This window comes from Acidithiobacillus sp. TH-A117 (assembly GCF_057473465.1).
The window spans coordinates 17390-32411 of record NZ_JBYCKQ010000003.1; the positions used below are offsets into that span (position 1 = coordinate 17390).

Annotated in this window: 19 protein-coding genes; 18 read left to right on the plus strand and 1 reads right to left on the minus strand. The window is 55.1% G+C overall.

Annotation, left to right across the window (positions count from 1 at the left end; genetic code table 11):
• Nucleotides 1–6 precede the first annotated feature (6 nt).
• The 10 genes from AC2VLR_RS00645 (at nt 7) to AC2VLR_RS00690 (ending at nt 10365) form a co-directional block, all read left to right on the plus strand.
• On the plus strand, nt 7–294 hold the full coding sequence (locus AC2VLR_RS00645; RefSeq protein ID WP_486880400.1) for a DUF211 domain-containing protein: 288 nt from the start codon (nt 7–9) through the stop codon (nt 292–294).
• The gene (locus tag AC2VLR_RS00650) at nt 291–815 is read left to right on the plus strand and encodes a hypothetical protein (protein WP_486880401.1); all 525 of its coding nucleotides are present in this window, start codon (nt 291–293) and stop codon (nt 813–815) included. Before AC2VLR_RS00645 ends, AC2VLR_RS00650 begins: the two co-directional genes overlap by 4 nt.
• On the plus strand, nt 812–1774 hold the full coding sequence (locus AC2VLR_RS00655) for a respiratory chain complex I subunit 1 family protein (protein WP_486880402.1): 963 nt from the start codon (nt 812–814) through the stop codon (nt 1772–1774). Before AC2VLR_RS00650 ends, AC2VLR_RS00655 begins: the two co-directional genes overlap by 4 nt.
• Nucleotides 1774–2451 (plus strand): hypothetical protein, encoded by a 678-nt coding sequence (locus AC2VLR_RS00660; RefSeq protein ID WP_486880403.1) that lies wholly within the window; start codon nt 1774–1776, stop codon nt 2449–2451. The genes AC2VLR_RS00655 and AC2VLR_RS00660 overlap by 1 nt, the downstream gene beginning before the upstream one ends.
• On the plus strand, nt 2441–3922 hold the full coding sequence (locus AC2VLR_RS00665; RefSeq protein ID WP_486880404.1) for a proton-conducting transporter transmembrane domain-containing protein: 1482 nt from the start codon (nt 2441–2443) through the stop codon (nt 3920–3922). Before AC2VLR_RS00660 ends, AC2VLR_RS00665 begins: the two co-directional genes overlap by 11 nt.
• Nucleotides 3919–5496 carry a hydrogenase large subunit gene (locus AC2VLR_RS00670; RefSeq protein ID WP_486880405.1) on the plus strand — a complete coding sequence of 526 codons (1578 nt, stop codon included), beginning with the start codon at nt 3919–3921 and terminating at the stop codon, nt 5494–5496. The genes AC2VLR_RS00665 and AC2VLR_RS00670 overlap by 4 nt, the downstream gene beginning before the upstream one ends.
• Nucleotides 5496–6239 (plus strand): NADH-quinone oxidoreductase subunit B family protein, encoded by a 744-nt coding sequence (locus tag AC2VLR_RS00675; RefSeq protein ID WP_486880406.1) that lies wholly within the window; start codon nt 5496–5498, stop codon nt 6237–6239. The genes AC2VLR_RS00670 and AC2VLR_RS00675 overlap by 1 nt, the downstream gene beginning before the upstream one ends.
• Entirely contained in the window at nt 6239–8353 is a 2115-nt protein-coding gene (locus tag AC2VLR_RS00680; protein WP_486880407.1) for a proton-conducting transporter transmembrane domain-containing protein, read from the plus strand. The genes AC2VLR_RS00675 and AC2VLR_RS00680 overlap by 1 nt, the downstream gene beginning before the upstream one ends.
• A 99-nt stretch (nt 8354–8452) precedes the next feature.
• Complete coding sequence (locus AC2VLR_RS00685) at nt 8453–9706, plus strand: class I SAM-dependent methyltransferase (protein ID WP_486880408.1); 1254 nt, start codon at nt 8453–8455, stop codon at nt 9704–9706.
• Between the two features lie 80 nt (nt 9707–9786).
• Nucleotides 9787–10365 (plus strand): TMEM175 family protein, encoded by a 579-nt coding sequence (locus tag AC2VLR_RS00690; protein ID WP_486880409.1) that lies wholly within the window; start codon nt 9787–9789, stop codon nt 10363–10365.
• 445 nt (nt 10366–10810) lie between these two features.
• On the opposite strand, the gene AC2VLR_RS00695 is transcribed toward AC2VLR_RS00690, so the two are convergent.
• Entirely contained in the window at nt 10811–11167 is a 357-nt protein-coding gene (locus AC2VLR_RS00695; RefSeq protein ID WP_486880410.1) for a hypothetical protein, read from the minus strand.
• Nucleotides 11168–11429: 262 nt separating this feature from the next.
• Between AC2VLR_RS00695 and AC2VLR_RS00700 the strand changes: the two genes are divergently transcribed.
• The 8 genes from AC2VLR_RS00700 to AC2VLR_RS00735 all read left to right on the plus strand — a co-directional run bounded on the left by AC2VLR_RS00700 (nt 11430) and on the right by AC2VLR_RS00735 (nt 15016).
• The gene (locus tag AC2VLR_RS00700) at nt 11430–11807 is read left to right on the plus strand and encodes a type II toxin-antitoxin system RelE/ParE family toxin (RefSeq protein WP_486880411.1); all 378 of its coding nucleotides are present in this window, start codon (nt 11430–11432) and stop codon (nt 11805–11807) included.
• Complete coding sequence (locus AC2VLR_RS00705; RefSeq protein ID WP_486880412.1) at nt 11788–12123, plus strand: helix-turn-helix domain-containing protein; 336 nt, start codon at nt 11788–11790, stop codon at nt 12121–12123. Before AC2VLR_RS00700 ends, AC2VLR_RS00705 begins: the two co-directional genes overlap by 20 nt.
• Nucleotides 12124–12332: 209 nt before the next feature.
• Nucleotides 12333–12584 (plus strand): AbrB/MazE/SpoVT family DNA-binding domain-containing protein, encoded by a 252-nt coding sequence (locus tag AC2VLR_RS00710; protein ID WP_486880413.1) that lies wholly within the window; start codon nt 12333–12335, stop codon nt 12582–12584.
• Nucleotides 12581–12976: a type II toxin-antitoxin system VapC family toxin gene (locus tag AC2VLR_RS00715; protein ID WP_486880414.1), complete on the plus strand. Its 396-nt coding sequence runs from the start codon at nt 12581–12583 to the stop codon at nt 12974–12976. Before AC2VLR_RS00710 ends, AC2VLR_RS00715 begins: the two co-directional genes overlap by 4 nt.
• 72 nt (nt 12977–13048) lie before the next feature.
• Nucleotides 13049–13417 carry a hypothetical protein gene (locus AC2VLR_RS00720; protein WP_486880415.1) on the plus strand — a complete coding sequence of 123 codons (369 nt, stop codon included), beginning with the start codon at nt 13049–13051 and terminating at the stop codon, nt 13415–13417.
• Nucleotides 13418–13561: 144 nt separating this feature from the next.
• Nucleotides 13562–14107 (plus strand): Slp family lipoprotein, encoded by a 546-nt coding sequence (locus AC2VLR_RS00725; protein ID WP_486880416.1) that lies wholly within the window; start codon nt 13562–13564, stop codon nt 14105–14107.
• A 66-nt stretch (nt 14108–14173) separates the two neighbouring features.
• Entirely contained in the window at nt 14174–14581 is a 408-nt protein-coding gene (locus AC2VLR_RS00730) for a hypothetical protein (RefSeq protein ID WP_486880417.1), read from the plus strand.
• Nucleotides 14582–14650: 69 nt separating this feature from the next.
• Nucleotides 14651–15016, plus strand: coding sequence for a hypothetical protein (locus AC2VLR_RS00735; protein ID WP_486880418.1), 366 nt, complete (start codon nt 14651–14653; stop codon nt 15014–15016).
• Nucleotides 15017–15022: the final 6 nt, after the last annotated feature.

A 15022-nucleotide genomic window follows, 5' to 3' on the forward strand; every position in this document is an offset into this window, starting at 1 on the left:
TATAAGATGCGTATTCGTCGAGTAGTTCTTGATGTAGACAAGGCTTTTGCCCAGCCCAGTTTGCAGGACATTGCCGCTGCCATTGATCGGGTTGCCGGGGTAGAAGCTTTCAATATTTCTGTCGAAGAAGTAGACCAGGAAACCGTCGGCACGCTGATCAATGTGGAAGGCGATAATATTGATCTGAACAACCTGATCCAGGCCATTGAACACGCCGGGGCGGCAGTACATGGCATTGAAGAACTGGTAGTAGGCGAGCGCATGGTCGAATATCGACGACGAGCCAGCAAATGAAAATCTCGACACGGGAAATATTTCCCATTGTTCTGGGGCTCGCTGATGGCACCTGCACTGCATTGGTACTCGCCAGCCAAAAAATGATGAGTGGTGGCGTTGACGTCTGGCAGGCTTTACGAATTGGGATCATCACTTCCGCATCAGGCTTTCTGCCCTTGTGGGTCGCGGAATATGCCGGGCTCAGAAACGATCTGGTCCATATGGCCAAACAACTCAACATGCGTTCCGCGAGAAACCTGCAAAAAAGCCAATTGGGTCTGCAAACCCTGCGCGATTCCTGGTACATGGCCAGCATTGCCACAGCCAGCAGCTTTATGGGCGCTGCGGCTCCGCTCAGCGTGGCCGTTCTCTTTCCCCGATGGATTTTTTTACCTCTCGCGACGGCCAATATTGTCTTGTTGGGCGTAGGACTTACCCTGGGTCAATGGGTGCAGGGAGCGCGCTGGAAATGGGCTTTGGGGTTGATGGGGATTGGTGACCTGCTGGCCGCCCTGGGTTACAAGGTAGGGCTGTCATGAGCGCACTCTGGACCCATCTGGTGCTAAATCTCTGGCAAGTCGGTTTCATTCTGCTATTTTCGCCACTGGTAGAAGGCGTACTGCACCGTCTGGAAGAAATCATCCAGGGAAAAAGTGGCGTCAGCGTCTGGCAGACTTATCGCGATATCTGGAAGCTTTTTGCCAAGGATGAAGTCATTTCTGAACAGTCTACCTGGGTATTCCGCTTTGCCCCCATTGTCGCTTTTGTGATGCCTCTCTTCGTCGTGTTACTGATACCAGCTCTGACGGCTTATCCCCTGTTTTTTGCTTTTATGGGAGATATGGTTGCCGTGGGTTTCCTCATGGCCATTTCCGGTTTTTTTGTGGCCCTGGGCGGCATGGATACGGGCAATCTTTATGCCGCCGTCGGCGCCAGCCGGACCCATATGGTAGGTTTTCTCGCCGAACCCGTTTTCATCATGGTGTTTTTCAGCGTGTCTTACGTTGCCAACAGCACCATTCCTTATTTTGTGACTGCCACCTGGGGGGCATCATGGGCCAGCATGTTACAGCCCGCCCATTTTATGGTGATACTCGCTTTTTTCCTGTTGATACTGGCCGATGAGGGCCGTATTCCGGTAGATAGTCCAGCAGGAAAAGTAGAAATCGCCATGATCGGCCATTCCAAAGGGCTGGAGTATTCCGGGACCAGCGCGGCATTGATGAAATGGGGTGGGGCCAACAAACTCATGGTGCTGGCGCTGGTGTTTGTGAATGTGCTCGTCACCCCTTGGGGACTGGCCCAAAGCACGCATTGGACCACGGTCATGGCGGCAATGGGTCTGGTTCTGCTCAAACTGCTGGCTTTTGTCATCATTCTCGCCCTGGTGGAAACCACCCTCGCGAAGCTAAGGCTGTTCAGAATTTCCGAGTTTCTCGCCGTGGCTTTCATCATTTGCCTCTTTGCAGTCAGCATCCGGCTGACGGGAATTGCCTGATGATCACCGTCAGTCCGATCATGCTCAGTATTGCCGGATCCGTCGCAGCGCTATTTGTGGTATTTGGACTGGGCGTCATGGTCTCCCGCCAGATGCTCGCCTCCCTGCGCTTTTTCATGGGCCAGTCGGTCGCCCTGACACTTTCCGCCCTGGTGCTTGCCGATGCCTTGCATACGGTCAACCTGCTGTGGGTAGCCCTGATCACTTTTGTCACCAAGGTTATCGCCGTTCCCCTGGTACTGCGTTGGGCTGCCGGGGAAGAAGTCTATGGTCGCCGCGAAGTGGACCAGGCCTTGGGAATTCCTGCTTCGGTCCTGGTTGCCGCCGTTTTTGCCCTGGTCGGCTGGTTTGCGGTTGCCCCGGTTTTACCCACATTGCATGACGTTCCCTTTGCCGCTATCAATCTGCCTACGGGTTTGATTATGGTACTGTGGGGAGCCTTTACTGTGGCCTTGCGGCGCGAAAGTGTGGCGCAAATGATGGGTCTGCTGATCATGGAAAATGGTGCTTTTTTTGGTTCCATCGCCATTGTGCATAATCTGACCGTCATTGCCGAAATTGCCGCTGCGGTGGACGTGCCCATTGTCGCCCTGGTGATTGGCCTACTCATTCGCAGCATTCGCCGGGTTACCGGCTCCACGCGCGTGGGCACTCTGGATAAGCTCCATGAACACTGAATGGCTGCCCGCACTGATCCTGCTTGTGCCCCTGTGCGGCGCTTTGCTCGCCCTGGCAAACCAGCGTTCCGCACCTTATTTCAGTGTGCTCGCCGCTTTTATTACCCTGCTATTGGCGGTTTCCGCAGCCTGGCAGGTAGAAGCCCATGGTCCCTTGAGCGGGAGCGATGGCCTGTTTTATCTGGACGCTCTGGGTGCCCTGTATTTGCTGCCGGTGAGCTTTGTTTACTTTACTTCCTCCCTTTATGCCATCGGTTACCTGTGGGCCCGCCAACAGGAACAGGCCAAAGACGCCGCAGAACCGCGTTACCGCCAGTATTTTCCGCTGATGAATGTTTTTGCCCTGGTCATTCTGGCCGTCCCTCTGGTAGCCAATCTGGCCCTCATGTGGATTGCCATTGAGCTCACCACCGTTTTTTCGGCATTTCTGGTGGCTTATGAAGATCGCGCCGAAGCGCTGGAAGCCGCCTGGAAATATGTGGCTCTGACCAGTATGGGGGCCATGATCGCCTTGCTCGGGGTATTGATGCTGTACTATGGAACCCATGCCGCCGGACAGGCTCCCACCTGGGACGGCTTGCTGAAAGCCGCACCCCATATGTCGGCGCCTTTGCTGCTCCTGGCTTTTGTATTATGGCTGATCGGTTTTGGCGCCAAAACCGGTCTGGTCCCCATGCACACCTGGCTCCCTGATGCCCACAGTCAGGCTCCCGCTTCGGTCTGCGCCGTGTTATCCGGGGTTGAAACCAGCGCAGCCCTCTACATGTTGTTACGTATCTATCCGGCACTCGCGGTCAATCCAGGTATCCATGATCCAGCCGCCTGGTACATGACCGCCGGACTCATCACCGTCGGCAGCGCCGCCTTCATGCTGATACAGGTACATGATTTCAAAAGAATGTTCGCCTATTCGACCATTGAACACATGGGCATCATCCTCACTGCCTGCGGCATTGGCGCCGCTATTCATGAGCAGGGCACCCTCTATCAACTGTTTGCCCACGGCTTTACCAAATCTTTCTGCTTTTTTGCGGCAGGCCTGGCCGGCATCATTTTTGGCACCCAGGAAATTGCCAAGGTGCGGGGGCTGATCAGCCGTTCTCCGGCAGTTGGCTGGGCGCTGATTCTGGGCACCCTGGCCATTGCCGGCGCCCCGCCTTTTGCCCTTTTCCTGTCGGAATTTGAAATTCTCGATACCGGCTACAGCAGCGGTCAGTATCTGCCCACCGGCCTGCTGACCATCTTTATAGTGATCGCCTTCATTGCCCTGGCCTACCAGGCTACGCGTATCGCCTTTGGTACACCGGATACGGCCCAGAATGAGCCCTCCCCTGCCATAAAAATTCCCCGCAGCAGCCTGGCGGCCATGGCCATTGCCTTTATCCCGGTTCTGGTTTTTGGCTTTTATCTTCCCCCACCATTGGCTCATCTGGTGCATGAAGCAGCGCAGTTGCTGGAGGTGCAAGGGTGAGTATTTCCATAGAACTGCAAGCCGTGCTGCACAGCAACTCTGCACTGTCCTGGCACGAACATTCCGAACAGTGGTTACAGATAATGTGTCCAGCAGAACAGTTACCCAAGCTGACCCGATATCTGCTGGAAAAAGAAGAGGCCGAATTTGCCACCCTGCTGGTGGAAGAACTTGCCGATCAGGAAAATTTGACGGTGCATTATCTGTTTTATCTACCTGCCACCGGTAAATTGATCGAGCTGAAGGTCGCCGTCAAGGCGGGGGCAGAATTACCGGCCATCAGCGATACCGTTCACGCCGCTGACTGGCACGAACGCGAGGCCTGGGATTTGTATGGGCTGCGGTTCAGCGGTCACCCCTTTCTGGGCGATTTTGTATTGCACGATGATGACTGGCCGGAAGGGATGGACCCCATGCGCCGCCAGTTTGACGGCGGCAAACGTCCGGATGTCCATGGCACTGGCGCAGAATGGGCGCCGCCCCGACTTTTACAGGAAGAAGGGGCTATCGTTTTTCCCATCGGTCCGGTCTGGGGAGATTTCAATGAATCCGGGCTGTGGCTGCTCGAAACGCCGGGTGAGCAGATCCGCTATCTCCATACCCGACTGTTTTACAAATATCGCGGGGTCGAAAAAATTGCCGAAGGCCGCACGGTCGATCAGGGCCTGCTGCTGGCCGAACGCTTTGCCGGTGCTGCCGCCTTTGCCCATGGCTGGGCTTATTGTCAGGCATTGGAACAAATTGGCGCGTGTCAGCCACCTCCCCGCGCCGAACAATTGCGGATGGTGTTCGCCGAGCTGGAGCGCATCCGTCATCATGCCGCCAACATTGCCGAAATTGCCGGATCCACGGCCCTGTCCGTGGCCAAGGCCCTGGCCCAAGGCATCGTCGAAGATTTGCTCAGACTCAGCGCCAGACTGTGTGGACATCGCTATTTTTTTGGCGTCCTGACGCCGGGAGGACTCCGCGAAGATCTGAATACAGACGCTCTCGAAATACTTCACCACAATCTGCCTGCCATCGATCAGCGCATGCGTGCGCTGGAACAGCACCTGGAAGAAAGCTCCAGCTTTCTTGATCGTATCGAAGAAATGGGTACGCTCGACAGCCAGATGGCCAAAACTTACGGGGTAGTCGGCCCCATCGCCAGGGCCTCGGGCAGAAACATCGACTTGCGGCGCAATTTACCTTATGGACAGTATGGATTCCTGGCGCCTGATGTTCCGTTGGAAGAAGAAGGCGATGGCTACGCCCGCTTACGGGTATTTTTTGCCGAAAGCCGGATCAGCGTCAAACTGATCCTCGATTTGCTGCCCTTTTTACCAGACGGCCCCATACACAGTCCCTGCCCGGTGCGCGAAGGACATGCCCTGGCCTGGGTAGAAGCGCCCTCAGGCGCCACTTTTCACTGGCTGCGCTGCACTGCAGACGGCTTGATCACGCGCCTGCGCCTCGGGACACCCGGCTTCAGAAACTGGCACGCCTTCGAACGCGCCATTGAAGGGGCGGCATTCCAGGATTTTCCCATCATTCTGGCCACCTGGGGCCTGTCCGTAGCGGAGAACGATCGCTGATGAGCTTCTGGCCCTATTATGGATTGAAAAGAGGCATAAGCACGACATCCTGGCCCGATGGCGATGAGGAAAGTGCCGGCATCACCCCGGGACGACCGCGAGCGACGCAGAGCCTGCACCCCGAAGAAAGTGCTGCACAATGTCCGACCCAGGCCCTGCAAGTCGTCAAGCAACGGGAGACCGCTGACCATGGTGTGGCGGTGGATTTTTCCCGCTGCATTCATTGCCAACGCTGCCGGACAGGTTCTCATGCCCTTCCCTGGTCCCGGGATTTCGCTTGGGGTGCTTCTACAGCCTCTGCGCAGCCCGTTCTGGGATCGCGCTTTTCGACTTCTCTGCATGTTTTATATATTGATGCAGGAGCCTGCGGGGCCTGTGTCAATGAAGTCCGACTGGTCGATGCCCCCCCTTATAATCTTCACCGTCTCGGTATTTTTGTGACCGCGACCCCGCGTGACGCCGATGTGCTCCTGGTGGCGGGTCCGATCACCGATGCCATGCGTACTGCCATCCTCAAGGCCTACGCCGCCATGCCTGCCCCCAAAAGAGTCATGGGCATGGGCACCTGTGCCATCAATGGCGGCATTTTCGGGGAAAGCTTTGCCTGTGCCGGCGGACTGGAAAAAATCATTCCCGTCGATTTATGGTTGCCCGGTTGTCCACCCCCGCCTCTCGCCATCATTCACGGCTTGTTGAGTCTGGTGGGACGGGTGGCTCCAGCCTCCCTGGAGGAACAGCCCTGATGCTCTACATCATTGCGTTTCTGCTCTTTGCGGCCGGTCCGATCCTGGCGTTCATTCCCGGCCGTCGCATACCGGCCCTGTTCGCTTGGGTGTTGATGAGCACAGCCTGTATTGTGTCAGGCATTCAAGGTGTCATGGCTATTGCCTCAGTACGCAATCAGCAGCTTATTAGCCTTCAGCTACCGGTCATCGGTCCCCTGGATTTTGTACAAACCCCCTTGGGCGGCCTGCTGATTCTCATCACTGCCAGTGTTTTTGCCGTCGCCCTCCCCTTCGTGACCCACGATGCCAATCTTTATCCAAGCGCAAGAAGGGGGCTGTTTCTGACCATTGTCATGCTGACTCTCGCCAGTATGATCGGTTTTTTTTCGGCAGCCAGCATTGCTGCGTTTATCTTCTGCTGGGAGCTGGCAGCGTTGGCCATCTGGGGTCTGATCACCTTTGAAACCCGGCAGAGCAAGCCTGTTGCCGCTGGATTACTGACTCTCGCCTTATCCGAGCTGGGCAGTCTTGCGGGTCTGGTCAGTCTGCTGTTACTGGCCGCCGCTGCGGGTTCTCCACAACTGGAAGCGATAGCCAGTGCCGTTCCGGAAATGTCACCGACCCTGCTGATGGTCGCGGGTTTGTTGGCATTTTTCGGATTCGGCATGAAAGCCGGCATCATCCCCCTCAATGTCTGGTTACCCGCCGCCCACGGCACCGCTCCGCGTTCCACTTCCCCGATCCTCTCAGGGGCTACGCTCAATCTGGGGCTGTATGCATTTTTACGCATTGACGCACCCATAGCCCTGCACCTGCCGCAACTTGGCCTGATCATTCTCAGCAGCGGCGCCCTGACCGCGCTCATCGGCATTATTTACGCCCTCGTCGAAAAAGACATGAAGCGCCTACTGGCCCAGAGCTCTGTGGAAAACATGGGCATTGCCACTGCCGGAATAGGTGCGGGGCTAACCTTTGCCGCCTATGGACATCCGCTTTTGGGGGGTGCCAGCATGGTCGCCGGCCTCTATCACATGATCAATCACTCGACCTTCAAGACCCTGCTTTTTCTTGGAGCCGGGGGAATAGACGCCAGCACCGGCACCCATAATCTGGATGAACTGGGCGGCCTGATGAAGCGGCTACCCGCTCTGGGCACGTTTTTTCTCCTCGGCGCTTTTGCGATTGCCGCCCTGCCTCCTTTCAACGGTTTTGTCAGTGAATGGTTATTGCTGGAGTCGTTGCTGCGCGTGGTGGAAATACCGGACATTCCCGTGCGGATCACTTTCGCTCTGTCCGGGGCCTTGCTGGCCCTCACCTCGGGATTGGCTCTGACCTGCTTTATCATGCTCCCCGGCAGCGCTCTGATGGGATTACCCCGTTCCACCCATGCCAGCGCGGCAAAAAAAGCACCGTTGACTGTGGTCATACCCATGGGCTTGCTGGCCCTGCTCGCCTTATTGCTGGGCCTTGCGGCCACCCTGATCCTGCCCGTTCTGTCCCGTCTGGCAGCCCCCCTTCTGGGGGCCAATCCTACCGCTTCCCTCGTGCCCGATTTTTTCCGGATGCCCAGCCAGGTTCCCCTGGCCGTAAGGCACGCCCTGGATCCCATCGGCGCCAATCTGGGAGCGACTTTCCTGCCGCTACGCAGCCTCGTGGTCATGCATTTGAATCAGGGCAACGCACCGGTGGTCTATGCCATGTCCACGTTACTGACTTTTCTTGTGCTGATATTCATGCTCGGAACGGTATGGGTGCTGGCGCGCGGCCTGCGTCGCCGTAAACATCAGGTCAGCCGCAACACCCTCTGGGATGCCGGACTGACACGCTTGCGCCCGGAAATGACGTACACGGCCACCACTTTTGCCGCGCCGGTCCGGGCTGTCTTTCAGGGATTTTTTCATCCACTGATGGAAGAAAAAGAAGAACGTCAGGGTGCTTTTGTGCTGACCCGCAGCTATCACCAGATCATCACCAACATCTCCGAACGCCTGGTGATTCAACCTGTTATTCAAAGCGCCATGCGGATTGCCGCATTACTGGCCAAAATGCACAAAGGCCGGGTCAATACCTATGCCAGCTACATCCTGATCGCCCTGGTACTGGTGTTGATCATTGTCGCAGGATCCCCGTGAAGTCTGGGAGTAAATGCTTTGTTCTATAATTAAACCATAGTGGCAGTTCTATGCGTACCCGGAACTTGCCGAAATTCATCTGAAAAAAGGAGTTATCTCGTGAAAGACTTACGAACCACCTTCCTCGAACATGTCAAAAAAGGGCTGAATGGCAAGGTCTTACCCTTGAAAGTGCTCTTTTGGGATGGTCACGAGTATCTATTTGATGAAAATTTTCTGGTCACCATGCACCTCAAATCGGCCAAAATCATCACTCAGTTGCTCACCGGCAGCGCCCTCGACGTCCTGGGTGAAGGCTATGTGGAAGGAGACATCGGCATAGATGGACGTTATCAGGATATTCTCGCGGTAGCTGAAGGGCTAAGCGATGCGTTTCCCGCCAAAAAGCCCAAAACCGGCATTCTCCACAAGGCCTTGCACAGCAAAGCCAAGGACAAGGAAGCTATCCACTATCATTACGATGTTTCCAACGACTTCTACAAGCTCTGGCTGGATCGCAACATGGTGTACTCCTGTGGCTACTTCAAAACCGGTAAGGAAGACATCGATACCGCCCAGGAGCAGAAACTCGACCATATCTGCCGAAAACTCCACCTGCAGCCTGGTGAAAAACTCCTGGATATTGGCTGTGGCTGGGGTGGACTGCTGACCTGGGCAGCCAAACACTATGGTATTCAGGGGGTAGGCGTCACCCTCAGCGAAGAACAGTTTGCCTTCGCAAAAGAGCGGATCGAGAGGAAAGGACTGGCCGATCGCGTCGAGATCCGCTTGCAGGATTATCGGGATATTCCCGAACGCGATCATTTTGACAAGGTTTCCTCGGTCGGCATGTTCGAGCATGTGGGGAGAGCCAAGCTCCCCGAGTATTTTGAGGTCATCAATCGCGTGCTGAAAGAAGGCGGCTGGGTCATGAATCACGGTATAACCGCCAGCCAGCAGGATGATGAAGGCGGGCACCACTCCGGCAGTGATTTCATGGATAAATACGTCTTCCCCGACGGCGAAATCCCCCATCTCTGGCGGGTGGTTCGAGATATGGCCGGGCAGAACCTGGAAGTCATCGATGTGGAAAACCTGCGTCCTCACTATGCCCAGACCCTCATTCACTGGGTAGATCGCCTCGAAGCCCACAAGGACGAAGCGGTCGCCATGGTCGGTGAAAAACGTTACCGAATCTGGGCCATTTACATGGCGGGCTGTGCCTATGCCTTCTGGCGGAACTGGTCAGCCCTGCATCAGGTACTGGCTATCAAGCAGACCGGTGAAGAACTGACCCCGCGTCCCTGGGAACGGCGCTATCAATATGAAGAAAACCAATACCGTCTGGCTGAACCTGATTGGGGAGATATTTAACCAAATTATTCCCTGACGCAGGGATACTGCCTAATATGCCCTGACTGATCGCAAAAATTCAGACAGTCAGGGAGAAAAACATGGGCAAAAATCGCTTGGAAGCCTTCAGTGATGGCGTCATCGCCATCATCATTACCATCATGGTCATCGAAATGCGGGTTCCCCATGGAGAAAATCTGGCAGCATTATTACCCGTGCTGCCGGTTTTCCTCAGCTATGTGTTGAGTTTCATCTACGTCGGTATTTATTGGAATAATCACCACAACATGCTGCAAGCCAGCGGCAAAGTCACCGGCGGAGTTCTCTGGGCTAATCTCCACCTGCTCTTCTGGTTATCTCTTTTTCCTTTTGTAACCAGTTGGATGGGCGAAAACCACTACGCAACCGTACCCACCCAATTATACGGCGTTGTGCTTTTCATGGCGGCCATGGCCTATTTCATCCTGCAGCAACGGATCATTGCCGCCGGAGCGAGCACCCTGCGCCGCGCCGTGGGTCGGGACTGGAAAGGGAAAATTTCTCCTGTCCTGTATCTCATAGGTATTGTTTCCTCGCAGTGGTCACCCGCCGTTGGCAAGCTACTTTATCTGGGCGTCGCTTTCTTATGGCTGATTCCCGACCGACGCATAGAAAACCTGCTGATGGCCAGCAAGGAATAAGGGCCTTCAGCCCAATTGCGGGACCTCAGATTTTCCCACATTTTTCTTCCTTGGTGTCAAACAGCACTTGGGATTAGTCGGTTTTCCACAGTGATTAGCTTTCCACGCCATGGCGCGGTAAAACCCAGATGCTGTCAGGTGGTTAACGAATACTGCTGATTAACATCCATGTTCTCTGCTGACGCATATATCCCACTAGTGCAGGCGGCACACTATCATTCTCGTTAACATCCAGATAATCAAAGTTTATTTTTCTGATGGCATGCATGTTTTAGATGCCGTAGACGCTGTAACCGCTGCATACTGTATCTGAGTAAGTGGTCATAGTGTGTGAAATCGCCGGGTGTATGGGGCCACCCCCGCGCAATGCTGTTGCCGCCATGAACTGGCGAGGTTCTGGAATAGTCTGATTTTTCGGTTTGGGCAAAAATACCCAAATCCGGTTTCACGGCGTTCCATCCCATTTTCTGCGTTTCATTTTCTGCTCTCTGATGGCTGACGAGATACTACCGATCACGAACAACCCGGGCACGGCATATTGGAACACTTCTGTCACCATATTTCCGACCACGATGCCGCCACGAGTCATCCCTGCGTTTACGGCGTTAGGTATGGCCGCTGCGGGGTTGGTGGATACGGGTATCGGCTTATTCAGCTGACGCATTTCGTGCAGGAAATGCACATGCCACAGGTGGAACCCGATATAGGCGAAAACAGCAATCATCAAATCTATCCACCATGGCAGCCTGGCAGCCAGGTTGAGCAGATCTTCAAACAAAGATGTTCTGCTGCGTTGTTGCATTTCGCATGCTCCAAATCTTGAGATGGCAAGACAAGTCTATCAAACCATACAAACTTGTTTACAGCTATTTCTGATGAAGTCCTGCCCTCGCGCGCTTTCTGGCAGGCGATTACCAGTTATGCGATTAGGGGTATGATTTTGAGGTCCGCAGGAGGGTGGTACCGACGACTGGTGTAGAGGTGTCGCAAAACATTAGTTTGGCGACACCTACTTTGATGTCTGTCGCGTTTGCCTAATTACCTGAACAGATATAAACTGCCTCATGCTCGATAAAGAAAAACCGCTCGAATGGATCGCGAGCAGCTACAAGGATCTGATGGCGTTACCGCCCGAGGTGCGTCGGCGTTTCGGTTACGCGCTGTCGCTGGCACAGATGGGCGACCAGGACGACGCGGCGAAGGTGCTCAAGGGCTTCGGCGGCGCAGGCGTGCTGGAAGTCGTCGAAGGCGATGCCGGTGGCACGTACCGGGCGGTCTACACGGTGAAGTTCGCGGAAGCGGTGTTCGTCCTGCACTGCTTCCAGAAGAAAAGCAAAAGCGGGATCGCCACGCCCAAGGTGGACATGGACATCATCCGCGCTCGGCTGAAGGTGGCCGAGGCAATGGCACAGGAGTTACGCAATGCAAAAACGAATCATTGAAGGTGTCGAGGTTCAACGCAGCTCGGGCAACGTCTTCGCCGATCTGGGACTGCCCGACGCCGAGAAACTGAAGATCAAGACCGGCCTGGTGATCGAGATCAGGAAGGCGATGCGCGCCCTTGGCCTGACGCAACAAGCCGCCGCCAAGCGCATGGGCATCCCGCAACCGAAGGTGTCGGGCATGATGCATGGAGACTTCACCAACCTGTCAGAGCGCAAGCTGATGGATTGCCTGAATCGCCTCGGCTATGACATCGAAATCAAGGTGCGGCCGGCGTCTGCGCCGGTCGGGCACCTGACGCTCGCCACCGCCTGAACAGAGGCACCCTATGAGGTGTCCTGATCCCTGTTAAATAAAGACCAATCCCAAGTGCTGCCTGACAACAAGCCCATCGCGCAGTGCATCTACCCGCCTATTTGGATGTCCGGCTTGGTCAGCTAATGGTCTTTTGACGGACATGGACAGTAAGGCGTTTTTGCATTACCATGCAACGCATTCACCTTTAATTGTGAGGGCAAAGCACCATGACCACATTGACCGTTACCGCACGGGGACAAGTGACGTTTCGCAAGGACGTACTGCAACACCTCGGCATCAGACCTGGCGACAAGATCGAGTTGGACTTGCTGCCTGATGGTCGGGGCGTGCTCAAGGCGGCACGGCCCGCAGGGACGATAGCCAGCTTTGTCGGCCTGCTCGCGGGCAAGACGCAGAAGGTGGCCACCAGCGAAGAAATCAACGAGGCGGCCGCGCAAGGCTGGGCAGGTAAGCCATGAAGGTCGCGGTCGATACCAACGTCCTGGTACGGGCGGTGGTGCGTGACGATCCCGCGCAAGCGGACGTTGCCGCTGCAGTCTTGACCGACGCCGAGTTGATTGCGGTAGCAACGCCGTGCCTGTGCGAATTCGTTTGGGTGCTGTTGCGTGTCTACGGCTTCCAGCCAGCCGACGTGGCCAGTGCGATCCGGGCACTACTGGCCGCCGCGAATGTGGAACTGAACCGCCCTGCCGTGGAGGCGGGCTTGCTGATGCTCGACGCAGGCGGAGACTTTGCCGATGGCGTCATTGCCTACGAAGGCCATTGGCTTGGCGGGGAAATCTTCGTTTCCTTCGACAAGAAGGCCGTGGCACTGCTTACGGCACAGGGGCAATCAACGCGTCTTTTGTGACAGACAACTTTTAGCGTCCAAAAGAGTCTATATCCGATATACTGGCAACAGATTCACAGGGGAGAGACTGTCATGCCCATGGTCAACATCATGAGTATCATTGGCGTCATCATTGCACTGGGTATTCTTTTATTCCTGGTGCTGGCGTTGGTTTACCTGATCTCGCCGCAAAAACTGGATCGTTTTCTGCGTAACATCGGATTCCGGCGGGGAATTGGCATCTTCACTGCCAAAAATGTGTTTCTGGTTTTATCACGGCTGGCCGGTGTCATGATTCTCCTGGGAGTGCTGACCATCGCCATGGTCCTGCTGCAGTCCTGGCCGAAGGGTTGGCTGATTCCCGCCGTCCAGGAGCTAATTATGGCCATCATCCTCTTTGCCGTCAGTTACTGGGGCAGTAAAAGCAAGGCAAATGATGGTAGACCGGGCACTCCACGCTAGGCTAGAATTTGTGAGTGATCGGGGCTGCCCCCGATGCGTAGTGCTTCAGAAATACTCTACAGATTCAGGAAAATGAGGATTCTCTTCCTGGAACATCTCTGTCAACATCTGTCAATGGCAAGTCGGTTTTGCGGAGCAAACATCATGACGAAGCAACATCTGGCATTCTGTACTTTTCTGATCAGTGCGACCTGCCTTGCGGGTTGTGCCACTGTCACCCCGGTAAGCGGGACTTTCCCGAACATCACCCCCATGGCTGCACAAAGCGGTAATTTCAATGGTCAGCAAGTGCGCTGGGGTGGAAAAATCATTGAAACCCAACCTGAAGCACAACAAACCTGCTTTACGGTATTGGGAGAACCCCTGTACAACAGTGGCCGACCACATTCTGAAGAAGGCGAAGCCCATATCGGCCGCTTCGAGGCCTGTGCCCCCGGCTTTTATGATCCCATGCTCTATCGCCCCGACCGTGAGGTCACTTTCATTGGCATGATCACCGGTACTGAACACCACAATGTCGGACAGTTCAGCTATACCTATCCCCGACTGGAAGCCAGCACCGTGTATTTATGGCCCATAGAACCCCCCCGTCCGCAAGTGGAGCAACAGGTTTTTGTGGGTACCGGCTTTGGATTTTACCCGGGCTGGTACGGACCAGGTTGGGGCTACTGGCCTCGGGGCCGCTGGTAATTCAGCCCTTGTAGTTTATCTGGTTTCTGAAATTTCACTTACCACGGTCGAAAACAGGAAAACATCATGCTGAAACGGGCTCTGATCATATTATTGTGTGGTACTGCGGCACCGCTTTTCCAAAATGCCTGGGCAGGCAGTGCCAACCAGTGCGTGGTGACCGCACCTGGCAATACCCAAAAACAGTTTGATCGTCTGATGACCGCTCTGGTTCATCAGGATTTCAAACTCTGGATAGAAAACGCCGATGCACAGTTCACGACGGCGGCCTCCGCCCAGAGCTTCCAGGAAATGGCCAGCAGCCTGGATCAAAAGCTGGGCCTGCAAAAACACTGGACGGCCAATTACGTCACCACCCTCAATGAGGGGAAATACCAGAGCGGCATCTGGCGTCTGAGCATGGCCAATGGGCAGCAGGTGCTGATTCAGATTACCTTTGCTTACAATAAAGTTGCGGGATTTCATGTGCTGTGAGAAATTAGGAATGACCCTGTAGGCATCCAGCCTCAGTTCGTACCCGCACACCCTTGTGGAGTAACCATCATGAAAAAAAATCAGATTTACGCTTCTTTTGCCCTTGGTTCTGCTTTCGCCCTGTCCCTGACCGCTCTGCCTGCTACGGCCATGGCTGCCACCGCTGGTACTGCCACTTTGCAACCTGTCGCCATGATGGGTAGTAGCGCCAAGAAAGAAGGAAATTGCTCGCAGATGATGGGTTCGCAAATGTCTGGCAAGGGCTATCAGGAAGGCAATTGCTCAAAACGCATGAACAAGATGGCGCCCAAAGCACCGGGCAATGCCAAAGCCCAGGAGGCGCATTGCGTCAGTAGTGCGGCTATCAAGGCTCATGATGGGAAATGCGGCAAGCAATACATGGGCAAAATGCACAAGTCTGCCATGGCTTCCTGAGCATAT

Bases quoted from the DNA above. Each gene is read 5' to 3' on its own strand.
- AC2VLR_RS00645 (WP_486880400.1), top strand. From the start codon at position 7: ATGCGTATTCGTCGAGTAGTTCTTGATGTAGACAAGGCTTTTGCCCAG.
- AC2VLR_RS00650 (WP_486880401.1), top strand. From the start codon at position 291: ATGAAAATCTCGACACGGGAAATATTTCCCATTGTTCTGGGGCTCGCT.
- AC2VLR_RS00655 (WP_486880402.1), top strand. From the start codon at position 812: ATGAGCGCACTCTGGACCCATCTGGTGCTAAATCTCTGGCAAGTCGGT.
- AC2VLR_RS00660 (WP_486880403.1), top strand. From the start codon at position 1,774: ATGATCACCGTCAGTCCGATCATGCTCAGTATTGCCGGATCCGTCGCA.
- AC2VLR_RS00665 (WP_486880404.1), top strand. From the start codon at position 2,441: ATGAACACTGAATGGCTGCCCGCACTGATCCTGCTTGTGCCCCTGTGC.
- AC2VLR_RS00675 (WP_486880406.1), top strand. From the start codon at position 5,496: ATGAGCTTCTGGCCCTATTATGGATTGAAAAGAGGCATAAGCACGACA.
- AC2VLR_RS00680 (WP_486880407.1), top strand. From the start codon at position 6,239: ATGCTCTACATCATTGCGTTTCTGCTCTTTGCGGCCGGTCCGATCCTG.
- AC2VLR_RS00690 (WP_486880409.1), top strand. From the start codon at position 9,787: ATGGGCAAAAATCGCTTGGAAGCCTTCAGTGATGGCGTCATCGCCATC.
- AC2VLR_RS00695 (WP_486880410.1), bottom strand. From the start codon at position 11,167: ATGCAACAACGCAGCAGAACATCTTTGTTTGAAGATCTGCTCAACCTG.
- AC2VLR_RS00700 (WP_486880411.1), top strand. From the start codon at position 11,430: ATGCTCGATAAAGAAAAACCGCTCGAATGGATCGCGAGCAGCTACAAG.
- AC2VLR_RS00705 (WP_486880412.1), top strand. From the start codon at position 11,788: ATGCAAAAACGAATCATTGAAGGTGTCGAGGTTCAACGCAGCTCGGGC.
- AC2VLR_RS00710 (WP_486880413.1), top strand. From the start codon at position 12,333: ATGACCACATTGACCGTTACCGCACGGGGACAAGTGACGTTTCGCAAG.
- AC2VLR_RS00715 (WP_486880414.1), top strand. From the start codon at position 12,581: ATGAAGGTCGCGGTCGATACCAACGTCCTGGTACGGGCGGTGGTGCGT.
- AC2VLR_RS00720 (WP_486880415.1), top strand. From the start codon at position 13,049: ATGCCCATGGTCAACATCATGAGTATCATTGGCGTCATCATTGCACTG.
- AC2VLR_RS00725 (WP_486880416.1), top strand. From the start codon at position 13,562: ATGACGAAGCAACATCTGGCATTCTGTACTTTTCTGATCAGTGCGACC.
- AC2VLR_RS00730 (WP_486880417.1), top strand. From the start codon at position 14,174: ATGCTGAAACGGGCTCTGATCATATTATTGTGTGGTACTGCGGCACCG.
- AC2VLR_RS00735 (WP_486880418.1), top strand. From the start codon at position 14,651: ATGAAAAAAAATCAGATTTACGCTTCTTTTGCCCTTGGTTCTGCTTTC.